This window comes from Salegentibacter tibetensis, from assembly GCF_020164485.1.
GTDB lineage: Bacteria > Bacteroidota > Bacteroidia > Flavobacteriales > Flavobacteriaceae > Salegentibacter > Salegentibacter tibetensis.
The window spans coordinates 32,384-46,622 of record NZ_JAIQZA010000034.1; the positions used below are offsets into that span (position 1 = coordinate 32,384).

Annotated in this window: 16 protein-coding genes; 3 read left to right on the top strand and 13 right to left on the bottom strand. The window is 37.5% G+C overall.

What is annotated here, in order from left to right; all coding sequences use genetic code 11:
* Positions 1 to 2 precede the first annotated feature (2 nt).
* The gene (locus tag LB467_RS15185; protein WP_224474902.1) at positions 3 to 716 is read right to left on the bottom strand and encodes a TlpA family protein disulfide reductase; all 714 of its coding nucleotides are present in this window, start codon (positions 714 to 716) and stop codon (positions 3 to 5) included.
* Between the two features lie 139 nt (positions 717 to 855).
* The gene (locus LB467_RS15190; RefSeq protein WP_224474903.1) at positions 856 to 1,371 is read right to left on the bottom strand and encodes a DUF2892 domain-containing protein; all 516 of its coding nucleotides are present in this window, start codon (positions 1,369 to 1,371) and stop codon (positions 856 to 858) included.
* Between the two features lie 153 nt (positions 1,372 to 1,524).
* On the opposite strand from LB467_RS15190, the gene rpmH reads away from it, so the two are divergent.
* The 3 genes from rpmH (at position 1,525) to LB467_RS15205 (ending at position 5,179) form a co-directional block, all read left to right on the top strand.
* Positions 1,525 to 1,683, top strand: a complete 159-nt coding sequence (gene rpmH / locus LB467_RS15195) for a 50S ribosomal protein L34 (RefSeq protein WP_224474904.1) — start codon at positions 1,525 to 1,527, stop codon at positions 1,681 to 1,683.
* A gap of 110 nt (positions 1,684 to 1,793) precedes the next feature.
* Entirely contained in the window at positions 1,794 to 4,646 is a 2,853-nt protein-coding gene (gene carB / locus LB467_RS15200; protein WP_224474905.1) for a carbamoyl-phosphate synthase large subunit, read from the top strand.
* Positions 4,647 to 4,786: 140 nt separating this feature from the next.
* Positions 4,787 to 5,179 carry a DUF423 domain-containing protein gene (locus LB467_RS15205; RefSeq protein ID WP_224474906.1) on the top strand — a complete coding sequence of 131 codons (393 nt, stop codon included), beginning with the start codon at positions 4,787 to 4,789 and terminating at the stop codon, positions 5,177 to 5,179.
* Here LB467_RS15205 and LB467_RS15210 read toward each other — a convergent pair.
* From LB467_RS15210 to LB467_RS15260, 11 genes are all read right to left on the bottom strand, one after another.
* Positions 5,174 to 6,148, bottom strand: a complete 975-nt coding sequence (locus LB467_RS15210) for a bile acid:sodium symporter family protein (protein ID WP_224474907.1) — start codon at positions 6,146 to 6,148, stop codon at positions 5,174 to 5,176. The two genes, LB467_RS15205 and LB467_RS15210, sit on opposite strands and share 6 nt — an antisense overlap.
* A 9-nt stretch (positions 6,149 to 6,157) precedes the next feature.
* A complete protein-coding gene (locus tag LB467_RS15215) occupies positions 6,158 to 6,700 on the bottom strand; it encodes an acyl-CoA thioesterase (RefSeq protein WP_224474908.1) in 543 nt (180 codons plus the stop codon).
* A 3-nt stretch (positions 6,701 to 6,703) separates the two neighbouring features.
* Positions 6,704 to 7,072 (bottom strand): 6-phosphogluconate dehydrogenase, encoded by a 369-nt coding sequence (locus LB467_RS15220; RefSeq protein WP_224474909.1) that lies wholly within the window; start codon positions 7,070 to 7,072, stop codon positions 6,704 to 6,706.
* A gap of 6 nt (positions 7,073 to 7,078) precedes the next feature.
* Positions 7,079 to 8,221, bottom strand: coding sequence for a serine hydrolase domain-containing protein (locus tag LB467_RS15225; RefSeq protein ID WP_224474910.1), 1,143 nt, complete (start codon positions 8,219 to 8,221; stop codon positions 7,079 to 7,081).
* Position 8,222: 1 nt separating this feature from the next.
* Complete coding sequence (rmuC, locus tag LB467_RS15230; RefSeq protein ID WP_224474911.1) at positions 8,223 to 9,632, bottom strand: DNA recombination protein RmuC; 1,410 nt, start codon at positions 9,630 to 9,632, stop codon at positions 8,223 to 8,225.
* A 114-nt stretch (positions 9,633 to 9,746) separates the two neighbouring features.
* Positions 9,747 to 10,541 (bottom strand): ABC transporter ATP-binding protein, encoded by a 795-nt coding sequence (locus LB467_RS15235; protein ID WP_224474912.1) that lies wholly within the window; start codon positions 10,539 to 10,541, stop codon positions 9,747 to 9,749.
* 2 nt (positions 10,542 to 10,543) lie between these two features.
* Positions 10,544 to 11,575 (bottom strand): iron ABC transporter permease, encoded by a 1,032-nt coding sequence (locus LB467_RS15240; RefSeq protein WP_224474913.1) that lies wholly within the window; start codon positions 11,573 to 11,575, stop codon positions 10,544 to 10,546.
* A 76-nt stretch (positions 11,576 to 11,651) separates the two neighbouring features.
* Complete coding sequence (locus LB467_RS19460; RefSeq protein ID WP_224474918.1) at positions 11,652 to 11,951, bottom strand: type II toxin-antitoxin system PemK/MazF family toxin; 300 nt, start codon at positions 11,949 to 11,951, stop codon at positions 11,652 to 11,654.
* Between the two features lie 37 nt (positions 11,952 to 11,988).
* Entirely contained in the window at positions 11,989 to 12,198 is a 210-nt protein-coding gene (locus tag LB467_RS15250; protein WP_224474914.1) for a hypothetical protein, read from the bottom strand.
* A 42-nt stretch (positions 12,199 to 12,240) separates the two neighbouring features.
* Positions 12,241 to 13,395, bottom strand: a complete 1,155-nt coding sequence (locus LB467_RS15255) for an ABC transporter substrate-binding protein (RefSeq protein WP_224474915.1) — start codon at positions 13,393 to 13,395, stop codon at positions 12,241 to 12,243.
* A 405-nt stretch (positions 13,396 to 13,800) separates the two neighbouring features.
* Positions 13,801 to 14,239 (bottom strand): transposase (locus LB467_RS15260; protein ID WP_224474916.1); only part of this gene is annotated, 439 nt, incomplete at its 5' end.

A 14,239-nucleotide genomic window follows, 5' to 3' on the forward strand; every position in this document is an offset into this window, starting at 1 on the left:
AATTATTTGGGAGAAATTACGCTCAATTTTATATCTTCTTTATTTTGGTGATTTTGTATGAGATTATTTGATATAGCTGAATCAATCGCTTCATAATTAAGCTGAAAAGATTTTTCTTTGGAGATACCGTAGGGATGAAAAACAGTTCTTTTAATGTCCATAATTTCTCTATTTCCTGCAATTAGGTAGCAGGTAGGCAAACCTAAAGAGTGTTTCAAATTCTTTACCACGTATGAATGATTGTTCCTTGTTTCATCTACATAAAGTACATTAATATAAGAATTGAACTGTTTGGAAAGTTCTTTAGCAGTTTCCTTTTTATCCCAAAACAAAATCACAAAATCAATTCTGTCCCTGTATTTTTCTGCAAGTTCATTAAGCGCAGGTATTTCTCCTTTTCCGGGAATACACCAGGAAGCATAGGTTAACAGGTATACCGGCTTTTTATAATTGTAAAGAGCAACTTCTTTACCATTAAGATCTAAAAATTTAAAGTTATCTATACGGGTTCCTTTAAGTTTGGTTTCTACAAGGGTGTCAAATAAGCTTTCGGCTTCTTCAAATCTCCGGTGCCTATAAGCAGCTTTAGCTTCTTTGTTATATTTAGGTAGGTGCATAACAAGTGCATCAGAGAAATAAAGTTTATCGTTTTTCTCTGTCTGGGCCTGAATATTTAAGTTGAAAATTATAAAAAATAGGAGTAAAAGTCTATTCATGCACTTTGGTCTATTTGGGTAGAACAAAGATACTTTGTAAGAAACCGACACTGAAATATTATCGCTAAAGGGTCAATATTTCGGCTAAAAGTTTTGAAATAATCAAGAAAAATAGAAATTAACTAAAATTATCTTAAAGTTAAATTTTCTTCAGTTGTTGCTTCATCATCTTAATCTGGTCTTTTAGCATCCCGTGTTTGTCCAGCTTTTTAGCTTCGGCAAGTAAATTGGTAGCTTCCCTTTTTCGGCGTTTGGTCATCGAGATACCGGCAAGGTTAAGTTTTGCCATTGCGAGATCCTGATCCATTGCAAGACCTAATTTAATGGCGCGTTTAAAGAATTTTTCGGCCTGGGTAATATTGGTTTGAGAAACCATTAGGCCATGAAGGTACCAGTAATAGCCCTGTTGCTTCTGTGTAAGTGCAGCTTCCGGGCTTTTAATTCGGTCTAACCATTTTTTTGCACCCGGAAAATCCTGTTTTCTAAGCCGCAAAAAAGCAAGCAATATCATCTCATTTTTAAAATACAGGAATACAAAGATTAAGGAAAGTAGAATGAACATAATCCCATTACCAATATTTCCTTCTATAAACTGCCAGATGGCAAGCCCTAAAATGGCTCCTGCTAAAACTAATTTGATATTCTTATTAAACATAAATGCTTTTATTTTAGAAGCGGCAAAGGTAAGAAAAACAATTAAAAATAATTTAAATTAGCTCTTGTAATAGTTAAAAAGCTTTGTATATTTGCACGCAGTTTTACAGAGAGCTATAAAAACGATTATTCAGAAGATTTAAAGATATTTAAAATGAAAAGAACGTTTCAACCATCCAAGAGAAAAAGAAAGAACAAGCACGGTTTTCGAGAAAGAATGGCTAGTGCAAACGGAAGAAAAGTCCTCGCCAGAAGAAGGGCTAAAGGAAGAAAGAAAATATCTGTATCTTCTGAAACCAGACATAAGCACTAATGAGAATTAGTATTTAAAATATTTAAAGGTGTTACTTTGTTAGTAACGCCTTTTTTTATATCCAAACGCTTCCTTACTTTTATGTTTCATTTATTACAATCCTCATAACAATGCCCAAAAACAACAACCTTAAAAGTATCTTGATTATTGGCTCTGGACCCATTATAATTGGCCAGGCCTGTGAATTTGATTATGCCGGAACGCAATCTTTGCGCTCTTTACGCGAAGATGGGATAGAAACTATCCTGCTCAACTCTAATCCGGCCACCATCATGACAGATCCGTCTATGGCAGATCATGTCTACCTGAAACCTTTAACCACAAAATCTATTGTGGAAATCCTTAAAAAGCATCCTAATATAGATGCGGTTTTGCCAACAATGGGAGGACAAACTGCTTTAAATCTCTGTATTGAGGCCGATGAAAAAGGAATTTGGGAAGATTTCGGGATAAAATTAATCGGGGTAGATATTGACGCAATCAACATTACCGAAGATCGCGAGAAGTTTAAACAACTTATGGGACGAATTGGAATTCCAGTTGCACCTGCAAAAACGGTTACTTCTTATCTTCAGGGTAAAGAAGTTGCGCAGGAATTTGGTTTTCCTCTGGTAATTCGTGCTTCCTTTACTTTAGGTGGAAGTGGCGCCTCTTTTGTTCACGGACCCGAGGATTTTGATGAAATGCTTACCTATGGTTTAGAAGCTTCGCCAATTCACGAAGTGCTGATAGATAAAGCGCTTTTGGGTTGGAAAGAGTATGAACTAGAACTTTTAAGAGATAAGAACGATAATGTGGTGATTATCTGTTCTATAGAAAATATGGACCCTATGGGAATCCACACCGGGGACTCTATTACGGTAGCTCCGGCTATGACATTAAGCGATACCGCCTACCAGCGTATGCGTGATATGGCGATTAAAATGATGCGCAGTATTGGAGACTTTGCCGGGGGTTGTAATGTGCAGTTTGCGGTAAGCCCAGACGAAAAAGAAGACATTATCGCGGTAGAGATTAACCCAAGGGTTTCAAGGTCTTCCGCTTTAGCTTCTAAAGCTACCGGATATCCAATTGCGAAAATTGCTACTAAACTGGCTATTGGTTACAATTTAGATGAACTGGAGAACCAGATCACCAAATCTACATCAGCTTTATTCGAACCAACTTTAGACTATGTAATCGTTAAAATTCCGCGTTGGAATTTTGATAAATTTGAAGGCGCAGATCGCACCTTAGGCCTCCAAATGAAATCTGTGGGTGAAGTTATGGGAATTGGCCGCTCCTTCCAGGAAGCGCTTCATAAAGCTACACAGTCACTTGAAATTAAAAGAAACGGACTTGGGGCCGACGGAAAAAGCTACACCAAGTACGACGAAATTATAGAAAAACTTACTTATGCCAGCTGGGATCGTGTTTTTGTGATCTATGATGCAATACAGGCGGGAATCCCGTTAAGCCGTATTCATGAGATCACTAAAATAGACATGTGGTTCTTAAGGCAATATGAAGAGCTTTACGCTTTAGATGTTGAGATTTCTAAATATGATAAAGAGTCTTTACCTAAAGGTTTATTGCTGGAAGCCAAACAAAAAGGTTTCGCCGATAGACAAATAGCGCATATGCTGGATTGTTTAGAAAGTGAAGTTTATAATAAGCGTGTAGAATTAGGCGTAAACAGAGTTTACAAATTAGTAGATACCTGTGCCGCCGAATTTAAGGCCGAAACTCCTTATTATTACTCCACTTTTGAAGCCGATATTGAAACTCCCGATGGCAAACGTTATGTAGATAACGAAAGCAAAGTAAGCGATAGGAAAAAAATTGTTGTTCTTGGTTCGGGGCCAAACCGAATAGGGCAGGGTATTGAGTTTGACTACAGCTGTGTGCACGGTGTACTTGCGGCTTCAGAGTGTGGTTATGAAACCATAATGATTAACTGTAACCCTGAAACAGTTTCAACCGATTTTGATGTTGCCGATAAACTTTATTTCGAACCGGTTTTCTGGGAGCATATTTACGATATCATCCGTCACGAAAATCCCGAAGGAGTGATCGTTCAGCTTGGTGGGCAAACAGCCTTAAAACTAGCAGAAAAACTGGATCGCTACGGTATAAAAATTATGGGAACCAGTTATGAAGCTTTGGATCTTGCTGAAGATCGCGGAAGTTTCTCAAAATTACTTCAGGCCAACGATATTCCTTATCCTGAATTTGGAACCGCTGAAAGCGCAGATGAAGCCTTAGCACTTGCCGATGAGCTTGACTTCCCAATCCTTGTAAGACCTTCTTATGTTTTGGGTGGCCAGGGAATGAAAATCGTGATCAATAAAGACGAGCTGGAAGAAACCGTAGTAGACCTGCTTAGAAAAATTCCGAATAATAAATTATTGCTTGACCATTATTTAGATGGCGCTATAGAAGCTGAAGCCGATGCAATCTGTGATGGTGAAGACGTTCATATTATCGGGATCATGGAGCATATTGAACCTTGCGGAATTCACTCCGGGGATTCTAATGCGTTGCTACCTCCTTTTAATCTTGGAGATCTGGTAATGGAGCAGATTAAAGACCATACCCGTAAGATCGCTTTAGCGCTTAATACCGTTGGTTTAATCAATATACAGTTCGCGATAAAGGATGATATGGTTTATATTATTGAGGCCAATCCAAGGGCGTCCAGAACGGTGCCATTTATAGCAAAGGCATATAAAGAGCCTTATGTGAATTACGCGACCAAAGTAATGCTGGGACATAAAAAAGTTAAGGATTTCAACTTTAATCCACAGTTGGAAGGTTACGCGATAAAACAACCCGTATTCTCTTTCAATAAGTTCCATAAAGTGAACAAGCAACTCGGTCCTGAAATGAAAAGTACCGGGGAAAGTATTCTCTTTATTGATAGTTTAAGAGATGATGCTTTTTACGACCTGTACAGCAGAAGAAAAATGTACTTGAGTAAATAGTTTAACTTTTAAAATATAAAGACCTCACAGGTTTCAAAAACCTGTGAGGTTTTTAACTATAGAATTCCTGCAAGGTTTTAAAAATCTTGTAGGTTTTTCTAATTTAGGCAAATAACCTCGCAGGATTTTAATTAGAATTTATGAAAGAACTCGTACTTATAATCGGTGGAATTTACGGTACATTGGCTGTAATTTTAGGTGCCTTTGGAGCGCACGCTTTAAAGAAACGTTTTTCTGAAGATCAGCTAAAAAGTTTTGAAACGGGCGTTAAATATCAGATGTACCATGCGATTATGCTAATTATCTCTGGAATTGTGTTTCCGTTTATTGGGACCTCACAGCAACTTGTCGCGTGGTTTTTTATTATAGGGATTTTCCTTTTTTCTTTCAGTATCTATGGCTTGACCCTAAGTGCTTCCGCAGGAAAGAAAATAAAGGTTCTGGGACCAATTACGCCACTTGGCGGACTTTTACTTATTCTTGGCTGGATCTTTTTCACAATAAATATAGCCGAAATCGCAACTTACCTATAAAACTTCTCCTGAAGTTTCAGCGTGCAAAACACGTTTTCTATACTTTTCAGCATAAAAAGCGATCAGCAATAATTGCAAAGAATGATAGATCATAATGGGCAGCAGTAAAAGCCCGGTATTTGCTGAATTTCCAAAGATTACTTTCACCATTACAGAGCCGTGAACCAGGGATTTTTTAGTTCCGCAAAACTGCGCTGTGATCTTGTCTTTTAGGTCAAAGCCCAACAAATTACAAATTAAGCCGAGTCCAAAATAGACTACAAAAAACAAGAGGACAACTATCCCGGTAAGTTTAAGTAAATCATCTGTTTGTACGCTACTGAATAAATTGGAGTTGAAAGAGTTACTAAAACTGGAGTAAACAATTAGTATAATGGTGGTTTTGTCTAATAAGCCCAAAGTTTTACTGTGTTTTCTTGCGAAATCTCCCAGGAATTTTTGCAGGATTAGTCCCAGAATTAACGGAATAATTATTTGCCAGCATAATTTTATAAGTACATCCAGAAATTCAAAATCGGCACTTCCACTCAGGAAAAAACTCAGCCAAATAGGCGTTGCGAAAATCCCAATTAATCCCGAAAGACTGGCATTAAAAATAGCTGTTGGTAAATTCCCTTTAGCCAGCGAAACCATAACGATGGAAGACGAAACGGTGGAGGGCAGGGTGCCCAGAAAAAACAGCGCTATCCAAAGATCTGAACCAGTCCCGGCTTCAAAAAGCGGTAAACACAGTAGCGCCAATATCGGGAAAACTACAAATGTGGTCACCTGAATTACGATATGAACCTTGTAATTCAGAAACCCCAGTTTAAATTCTGCGGGAGATAATTTTAATCCGTAGAAAAAGAAAATAAAACCAATCCCAATATCGGTAATGGTTTTTAAGGGTAAAATTTCTATTCCCTGGGGGAAAAGATAAGCGATGATTATCGCTAAAAATATCGCCGCTATAAATCCGTTAAACTTCAAATTGATAGCTTAATTTTCAATTTTCACCTTATAATTTTCCAGTAAATGCACATATTCTTCCGAAGAAAAATCGGTTTCATGAAACTCTTTCTTACGATTCAGCTTCATCTTATTACGTTTTATGCTTTTCGCAAATCGGCGTATATCGTGATCGTTCGAAAGGATTAAACCAGGAACCTGTAAAGATTTTCCGTCTTCATCTTTGGCTACCATCGTAAAATAGGATGAATTGCAATGCTTTAGCTCGCCGGTTCTAATATTTTCAGCTTCTACACGAATCCCGATTACCATGGAGCTATTGCCCACGTAATTCACAGAAGCTTTCATGGTTACCAGTTCGCCGATTTCTATAGGTTTTAGAAAATCCACCGTATCTACGCTGGCGGTCACGCAGTACGCGCCGGAATGTTTGGAAGCGCAGGCAAAAGCAATGCGGTCCATAAGAGAGAGTACATAGCCCCCGTGAATTTTTCCGTTGAAATTTGAATAGTTAGGCAGCATTAATTCTGAAATATCTACCTGTGAGTCTTTTACGTATTTAAATTTGGTCATAAATTATCGGTCTCTAAAGTGAGGGGATTCGCTTTTTTCTACTTCGGTTATAAAATATTTGGTATCGCCCCAAAAGAAAAAAGTTGCGTAGCGCTCAACATATCTAAGCCTAACGTAATTACCTTCGTTCTCCTGAAGTGCTTTAATAGCTTCTTGATTGCTGTCTAAAACTGAGAATTGAAAGATCTGTGCGCCACTAATTCCCTGGCTAATTTCTCCTTCCCAGGTTTTTGAAACAACACCTTTTTTACTGAATTTTATGAGTTCACCACTCCGGGTGCCCTCACTGTAAGGCACAAAATAAATAAAGGCAAACCAGGCGATAAAGAGTAGTACAATGCCGCCTAAAATACCAAACAGTGTTTTTTTCATCTTCGGTTAATTATAAATTTTCTGAACAAATTCTTCAATTTTAGAAGGTTCCAGCCAGCGAGTAACAATTACCAGGTTTTCTTTACGATCTACAATAATAAAATTTCCGCCGAAACCTGCCGCATAAAATATGTCTTTATCTACATTTTTCCATTGTCTCGGTCCATCTGCATTTAGCCACCACATATATCCATAGTTTGGATTGGTAGCTGAAGGCTGCACAGCTTCTTCAATAAGACTCGCAGAAATTAATTCTTTCTCATTCCATTTTCCGTTGTTCATAAACAACAAACCGAAACGAGCCATATCTTCAGTATTAATAAACATTCCTCCCCCGGAATGCCCGCCACCGCTAACCGACTGCATTTTGAAACCATCTATGGTAGTCCAGGAGTTATCGTAACCAAACCATCGCCAGCTGGACGACGCATTTATGGGGTCCATAATTTCTTCTTTTAAAACGCTGGGAAGTGGTTTTCTAAAAACGTTCAACAAAGAATAAGCAAGTACGTTTACCCGCACATCATTGTATTTATAATGCGTACCCGGTTCGTAGAGTTCACGATTTCTCCAATCGTCAATTCCGTTTTCCTGTGATGGCCTGTCGGCCCAATCGTAAGAACCCCAAAGTTCCCCGCTCCAGTCCGAGTTTTGTTCTAATAAATGTTTCCAGGTTATTTTTGAGTTGTGTTCGCCTTCAAAAGTATCGTCCCAAACGTAATTAACAGCCGGTTCTTCCACATCGGTAATCAGGTTTTTATCTAAAGCGAGTAGTGCAGTGGTAGATAGAAAGCTCTTAGTAACGCTAAACGTCATATCTACGCGTTTGATATCGCCCCATTTGGCGACCAGGTAACCATCTTTTAGAATCATTCCTGCCGGGCCACCACGTCTTTTTGTAGGGCCTAATATTTCGTGATATGGTTCGTGCTGAAATCCTTTTAAAATTGCCTGGCGTAAATCCTTGGATTCTGAATATTCATTGGCTTCAGCAAACTGAACCGCTTCAGAAAAATCTAAATTAAAAGTACTTGGATCTTTCTCTTCCCAGGTTCCACTTTCTGGAAAATAAATTTCCTGTGCAAAAATATTCAGTGTAAAAAAGCTAAAAAGTAAAAGGCTTAAAAATGATGTTCTAGTTATTTTCATGTTAATTGATTATTTTATTTTCTTCAATTTCTTCTTCCTGATCGATAGTCGAAAGCATTTTAGGGTCAATTTGCTTGCTGGCTTTGGCGCCTAGTTTTTTAAGTTTTTCTACCCGCCGGAGTAAATTCCCCTTTCCGGTCAATTTTTTCATCGCGCCCTCATAAGAGTTTTGAACCGTTCCTAGCTGCCGACCAACTTTCGTTAGCTCTTCCGTTAAAGTGGTAAATGAGTCGTACAAAGCACCGGCCTGGGTGGCAATAGCAATGGCATTTTGTTTTTGTTTCTCGTTTTGCCACATACTGTCTATGGTTTTTAGAACAGCAAGCAGGGTAGTGGGCGTAACGATGATGATATTCTTATCAAAAGCTTCGGAATATAATCCCGGATATTCGTTTGAAGCTACAGCGAATGCAGCTTCAATAGGGATGAAAAGCAAGACAAAATCCGGGCTTTCCATCTGGTACAATTGATGGTAATTTTTGCTTCCAAGTTCGTTTACCCGATTTCGAATGGCCGTAAGGTGATTTTTTAAATGTTGTTTTCTGTGGGTTTCTTCGGTTTCGTTGCTGTAGCGCTCGTAAGCATTGAGCGAAACTTTAGAATCTACAATCATTTTTTTGTCAGCCGGCAGGTTAATAACCACATCGGGCAACACACGTTTTCCATCTGCATTAGTAAAACTTGGCTGTACTGTGTATTCACTACCTTTTTGTAAGCCACTACGTTCCAGGACCCGCTCCAGGATCATTTCGCCCCAATTGCCCTGGGTTTTTGCGTCTCCTTTGAGTGCTTTGGTAAGATTGGTAGCTTCCTTACTCATTTGCTCGTTAAGCTCTTTTAAACCTATAATTTGCTGCCGCAGCATCGCATGGCGGTCTATACTTTCTTTATTTCCCTCTTCGATACGTTTTTCAAAATGAAGGATTTTTTCCTGTAACGGATTTAAAATATTTTGAATGTTTTCTTTATTCTGAAGGGTAAATTTCTCAGATTTTTGCTCTAAAATTTTATTGGCAAGGTTTTCAAATTCCTTTTCAAATTTCTTTTGAAGTTGCTCAACTTCATTCTTTTGCTCTTTATTTCTTAGCTCTAAATTTTCAAATTCTGCATTTTTTCGGGTGAGTTCAGTGCTCAAAAAATCTTTTTCCCTGCGTATTTTTTCCCGTTCGTTTTCGAGTTTTTCAGCCTGTAGCTGAGCAGTTTTTTTATAATCGGATAATTCAGCTTTATGATTCTCCAGATTATTGTTTAATTGGTTTTTAAGTTCTTCAACCTGAAGGGATAGTTGATTATTTTTTTCCTGCAGAATGACTTCTTTGTTTTTATTTTTTAATCCTGAAATAAGTTTTCCGAAGTAAAGTCCGAGAAGGAGAGCGACAAATATTAAAGCGATGAGTAAGTAATCGTTCATTGAGAAACAGGAGTTTTCCCAAAGATACTTAATTGGCGGAATTGTTCTAAAAAATCCAGGCTTAGATTAGTAAAAATTAGACTTTGAAAGTTTGATTTACGATTACTATGAAAACTAAGGATTAATTTTAAATGAAGCCGATTCCTTATCGAAAACAATAAGCCCTTCCGGGAAAACTGTGGAAAATGCACCGGAATCCAGCAGTTCCTTTGGAGAACCGGTGGTTATCTTTTTATCCTGCATCAAAATTATCTTATCACAAAGCTGAATGGCAAGATTGATCTCGTGCGAAGCAAAGACAATTGCCTTATTGGTCTTTCGGGTGAGTTTTTTTAGCAATTTGAGCACGTAGGCTTTATGGTATAAATCTAAATGCGTAGTGGGTTCATCTAAGATAACCAGGGGCGTATTTTGTGCAATTGCCCGGGCAATTAAAACTTTTTGCAACTGGCCGTCGCTTAACTCGTAACATTTTTTGTTTTGTAAATCTTCAATTCCTACATTTTGCAAGGACTTCTTAATTTGTCGTAAATCGTTTTTGCCCAACCTGCCAATCCAATTAGTGTAGGGTTGTCGGCCAAGGGCTACAAGCTCAAAAACGCTTAAGTTTTTGGAAATAGGTTGTTCGGTTAGCACGAGACTAACTAAAGAAGCCAGTTCCAAAGAATCTATCTGCTGAATTTGTTCATTGTTAACCAATACTTTGCCTCTCAGCGCATCCTGAACACCGCTTAATGTTCTTAAAAATGTAGATTTTCCAACCCCGTTTATGCCAATTACGGCTACAAGTTCCCCTTCGTTCACCTCAATATTGATTGCTTCAGCAATAAGAGTTTTTTCGTTTTTATTACTGTAACCAATATCTAAGTTGATGGTTTTAAGGATGCTATGTTTTGTGGTTTCTGTCAACTTTAGAACAAGAATTTACGTTTACGCACTAAAAGCCAAATTACTACCGGTGCGCCAATTAACGAAGTTATAGCATTTATAGGTAAAGTATATTCCTGTCCCGGCATTTGTGCAGCGATATCGCAAATAAGCATTAGAGCAGCGCCGCCTAAAATAACGGCAGGAACCAAAATGCTGTGATTGTTAACAGGTATTATCTGCCTTATTAAATGCGGAACCGCTAAACCCACAAAAGCAATAGGTCCGGCGAAGGCGGTGATGCTTCCTGCTAATAAGCTGGTGGCTATAATAATTATAAGTCGGTTTCTTTGAATGCTCACCCCAAGACTTTTGGCGTATTGCTCACCCAGAAGTAAGGTGTTTAGGTTTTTTATGCAGGAAATAGCTAAAATTATTCCAATAAACCAGAACAGCGCTAAAATCCCCACTTCATTCCAGGAAAGGTCCCCCAAACTTCCAAAAGACCAAAATACATATTGCTGTAGCTGAGCAGCCGGACTAAAATAGGAGAGTACACTTACTACTGCAGCGGTTAAACTGGCGAACATTAATCCTATAATTAGAATAGCCATAGTATCCCGAAGCCTAAGCGAGGCCAGCAGTACAGCGATAAGCACAAGTAAACTCCCCAGGCTGGAAGCGATGACTAAACTCCATTTTGATAATAGAATTCCTGCAAATGCGCCCCCAAAAACTGAAGCGCCCATAATTACAATAGCTACCCCTAAACTTGCGCCGCTACTCAATCCTAGAACATACGGTCCGGCAAGGGGATTACGAAATAAGGTTTGCATTAAAAGTCCGCTAATAGCAAGTCCCGAGCCGGTTATTATCGCAGTAATTGCCTTTGGTAATCGATATTCCACAATTATATAACGCCAGGTTTCTTTGGAAACTTCAAGGTTAAGAATGGAAGCAAAAACATCTTTAAAAGGAATATTTACAGATCCCAAACTAATATTTAAAAAGCCAAGAAAAATTACTCCAAAGAAAAGGAGTAAAAGTGGAAGTACGTATTTTTGGGACTGCAGCAAGGCCGGTGATTTATTTCGATGTAAATATCTGAAATAAATTGAGGAGATAAAATTAAAGCAGAGCGATAATGGAATATTAGCCGATATCCATAATTATAAGAAGGTTTTCTTTTAATTTTGATGAGATTGATGAGGGGACCTTTCCAATTTTTTTGACTAATCTTTTATTATCTATTGCCCTTAGCTGATCAACCATTATATCGCATTCTTTGGTAAGGCTGGCCGTGTCTTTTGGCAAACAGACACGGAGTATTTGGGCATTTTTTTGAACGTTTGTAGTAAGCGGACAAATTAAGGTTGAAGGATGATTTACGGAATTTAATAAATTGGTTTGAATGATTATAACTGGTCTTTTTTTACCGGCTTCAGTGCCAATTCATGGATTTAAATCGGCTATCCACACCTCAAACTGATTAATTTTCATAATCGATTTCTTCAAAATCTTGAAGAACATTCAGAGATTCTTCTTTGAGTCTTTTCCTTAAAATCTCTCTGTTTTGATGAAGATTGTAATACTGTATTGCTTCATTTATATAGATTTCTGTAGATTTCTGAAGCCCCGCAGATAATTTTTTAGATTCTTTGAATACAGATTCTTTAATATTTACAGCAATAGTTTTCATTTTCAGTCTTTTATCTTTTAAAGATAAAAATTTTTCTCGGCATTATTCTTCCAATGGCTTAAAAAACCTATTTTCATAACCCGGTAACAAATCGGGATGAAAAATAGAAACCAGGTCTTTTAGTACCAAATCGGGTCGTTGTGGACCGAGCTCAAAGTAAAGTACACCACCCGTTTCTCCTTTAGTAAGACTTACGCTATAGACATTTTTATCCTGTACAGCTTCAAATTGCTGGTAATGTTGAGATTCTTTTAAAAGTTGGGTGTAAGAAGTATATTGTCCTGCGCTAATCCAGAATTCTGCATCCTGGGCTTTGTCCAATACATTTTCAAAAGATAAAGCCATACTGCCATTTCCTTCTGTATTGGCATAAATATAATTTGCGTTTGCATCTTTTATAAACTGAGCCTGCCACGAATTTCCGTAAGGCAAATACCATTGGTCTTTATACATCGCTCCGCTTAAAACTTTTGGGGTTTCTTTGGCCGATTTCGCCAATTCTTTAGCTTCTGCATACGAACTTTCTATTTCATTAAATATGCTTTCAGCTTCCTCTAATTTATCATAAAACACACCGAAGAATTTAATCCATTCTGCTTTGCCTAACGGGGTTTTCTCGGTCCAGTCCCCATTATACATAACCGGAATCCCGGTTTTCTGAACGGTTTCAAAGGTTTTGTTGTTTCCGTCTATGGCAAAACCAATCACTACTTCAGGATCAAGGTTAATAAGCACTTCAGTATTAATGTTTTCATTTTTCCCCAGTTCTTTGATTTTTTCTCTATTGATCAATTTCCTGGTTTTTTTCGAAGAAATATAATCGAGACCCGGAAACCCTATTAGGCTGTTTTCTTCATTTAAAGCTTCCAAAGCCGGAATATGAGTGGTTGAAGTAACTACCATTTTCTCTACCGGAATTTGTACTTTTTGATCGTAGTTCAAATCTTCCGGAATATTGGCATTTTCCTTCGTAAGCAGATAAGTAAACGCCTCTTCGGCATCGGGCCAGGGTGTTTCTATTTTTAATAAATAATAATCCCCAAATTCACTGATGCTAAAATTACTGGCATAGCTTAATTCAACCGATTTTTTAGATTGATCTAAAGCTGTATTTTGTTCCTTTTGATCATTTTTGCATGCGGTTAGCAGTAAAAATAAGATCAGGAGATTAAGTGCTTTTGATGTTTTTATTTTCATCTGTTTATATTTTTTATTGTATATCCGTAAAAAGTCATAATCCAAAATTTGGACGTCATCCTGAACTTGTTTCAGGATCTAAGTTGAGTGTATCGTACTGCTCTTGCTAGATGCTGAAATAAATTCAGCATGACGATTTATTCATGATTTTGATCTTATGAATAAAAACGGACATCCATTTATTTTTTAACCCCAATGTTAGAATTAGGCAGAAATTTATAATCATACTCCTGTTTGTTGCCAATTTTCGGGTCCAGCATCATGCTGGTTTCATTTTATTAGTTTAAATGAAATTCAATTAATGTGATTTTTTCTTCAATTTAGCCCCCGAATAAATTACGGGGCAAGCCTTGAAACAAATTGAGGGTGACCGAAAATTCTATATAGTATATCACTAGTGTCCGGTTATAAATTAAACATTTTCAGTTGGTTATAATCGTCATTAATATTCTTTCTGTATTCTTTATTGTTAAGTAGTTGATTTATAGTTACTTTCTCAAAGAGGCTAATACTCAAAATTTGAAAAATAGTGTAAAGTTCAAGCTCTATTTTCAGTCTTTTCTTCATAATTGCAATTATCAGATAGGCACTTACTGCTATCCATATTTGGGTATAAACCGCATTCAAGCTTGTTCCAAAAAAACTCTTGATTCTCAGATGTTGTTTAATCCATTTGAAAAATAATTCGATTTTCCATCTTTCTTTATATAGCTCAGCAATAATCGTTGCTTGGTAGGTGAAATTATTAGTTAAAAAAACTAAAGTTTTCCCTGTCTCTTTATCAAAATATTTGATCCTCCGGAGTTTTTCTGGATATTTCTGCTTGCTATAAAACCCCGTGAGC

Excerpts from the sequence above, each read along its gene's own strand:
- LB467_RS15185 (WP_224474902.1), bottom strand. The coding sequence starts at position 716 with ATGAATAGACTTTTACTCCTATTTTTTATAATTTTCAACTTAAATATT.
- LB467_RS15190 (WP_224474903.1), bottom strand. The coding sequence starts at position 1,371 with ATGTTTAATAAGAATATCAAATTAGTTTTAGCAGGAGCCATTTTAGGG.
- rpmH (WP_224474904.1), top strand. The coding sequence starts at position 1,525 with ATGAAAAGAACGTTTCAACCATCCAAGAGAAAAAGAAAGAACAAGCAC.
- carB (WP_224474905.1), top strand. The coding sequence starts at position 1,794 with ATGCCCAAAAACAACAACCTTAAAAGTATCTTGATTATTGGCTCTGGA.
- LB467_RS15205 (WP_224474906.1), top strand. The coding sequence starts at position 4,787 with ATGAAAGAACTCGTACTTATAATCGGTGGAATTTACGGTACATTGGCT.
- LB467_RS15215 (WP_224474908.1), bottom strand. The coding sequence starts at position 6,700 with ATGACCAAATTTAAATACGTAAAAGACTCACAGGTAGATATTTCAGAA.
- LB467_RS15220 (WP_224474909.1), bottom strand. The coding sequence starts at position 7,072 with ATGAAAAAAACACTGTTTGGTATTTTAGGCGGCATTGTACTACTCTTT.
- LB467_RS15225 (WP_224474910.1), bottom strand. The coding sequence starts at position 8,221 with ATGAAAATAACTAGAACATCATTTTTAAGCCTTTTACTTTTTAGCTTT.
- rmuC (WP_224474911.1), bottom strand. The coding sequence starts at position 9,632 with ATGAACGATTACTTACTCATCGCTTTAATATTTGTCGCTCTCCTTCTC.
- LB467_RS15250 (WP_224474914.1), bottom strand. The coding sequence starts at position 12,198 with ATGAAAACTATTGCTGTAAATATTAAAGAATCTGTATTCAAAGAATCT.
- LB467_RS15255 (WP_224474915.1), bottom strand. The coding sequence starts at position 13,395 with ATGAAAATAAAAACATCAAAAGCACTTAATCTCCTGATCTTATTTTTA.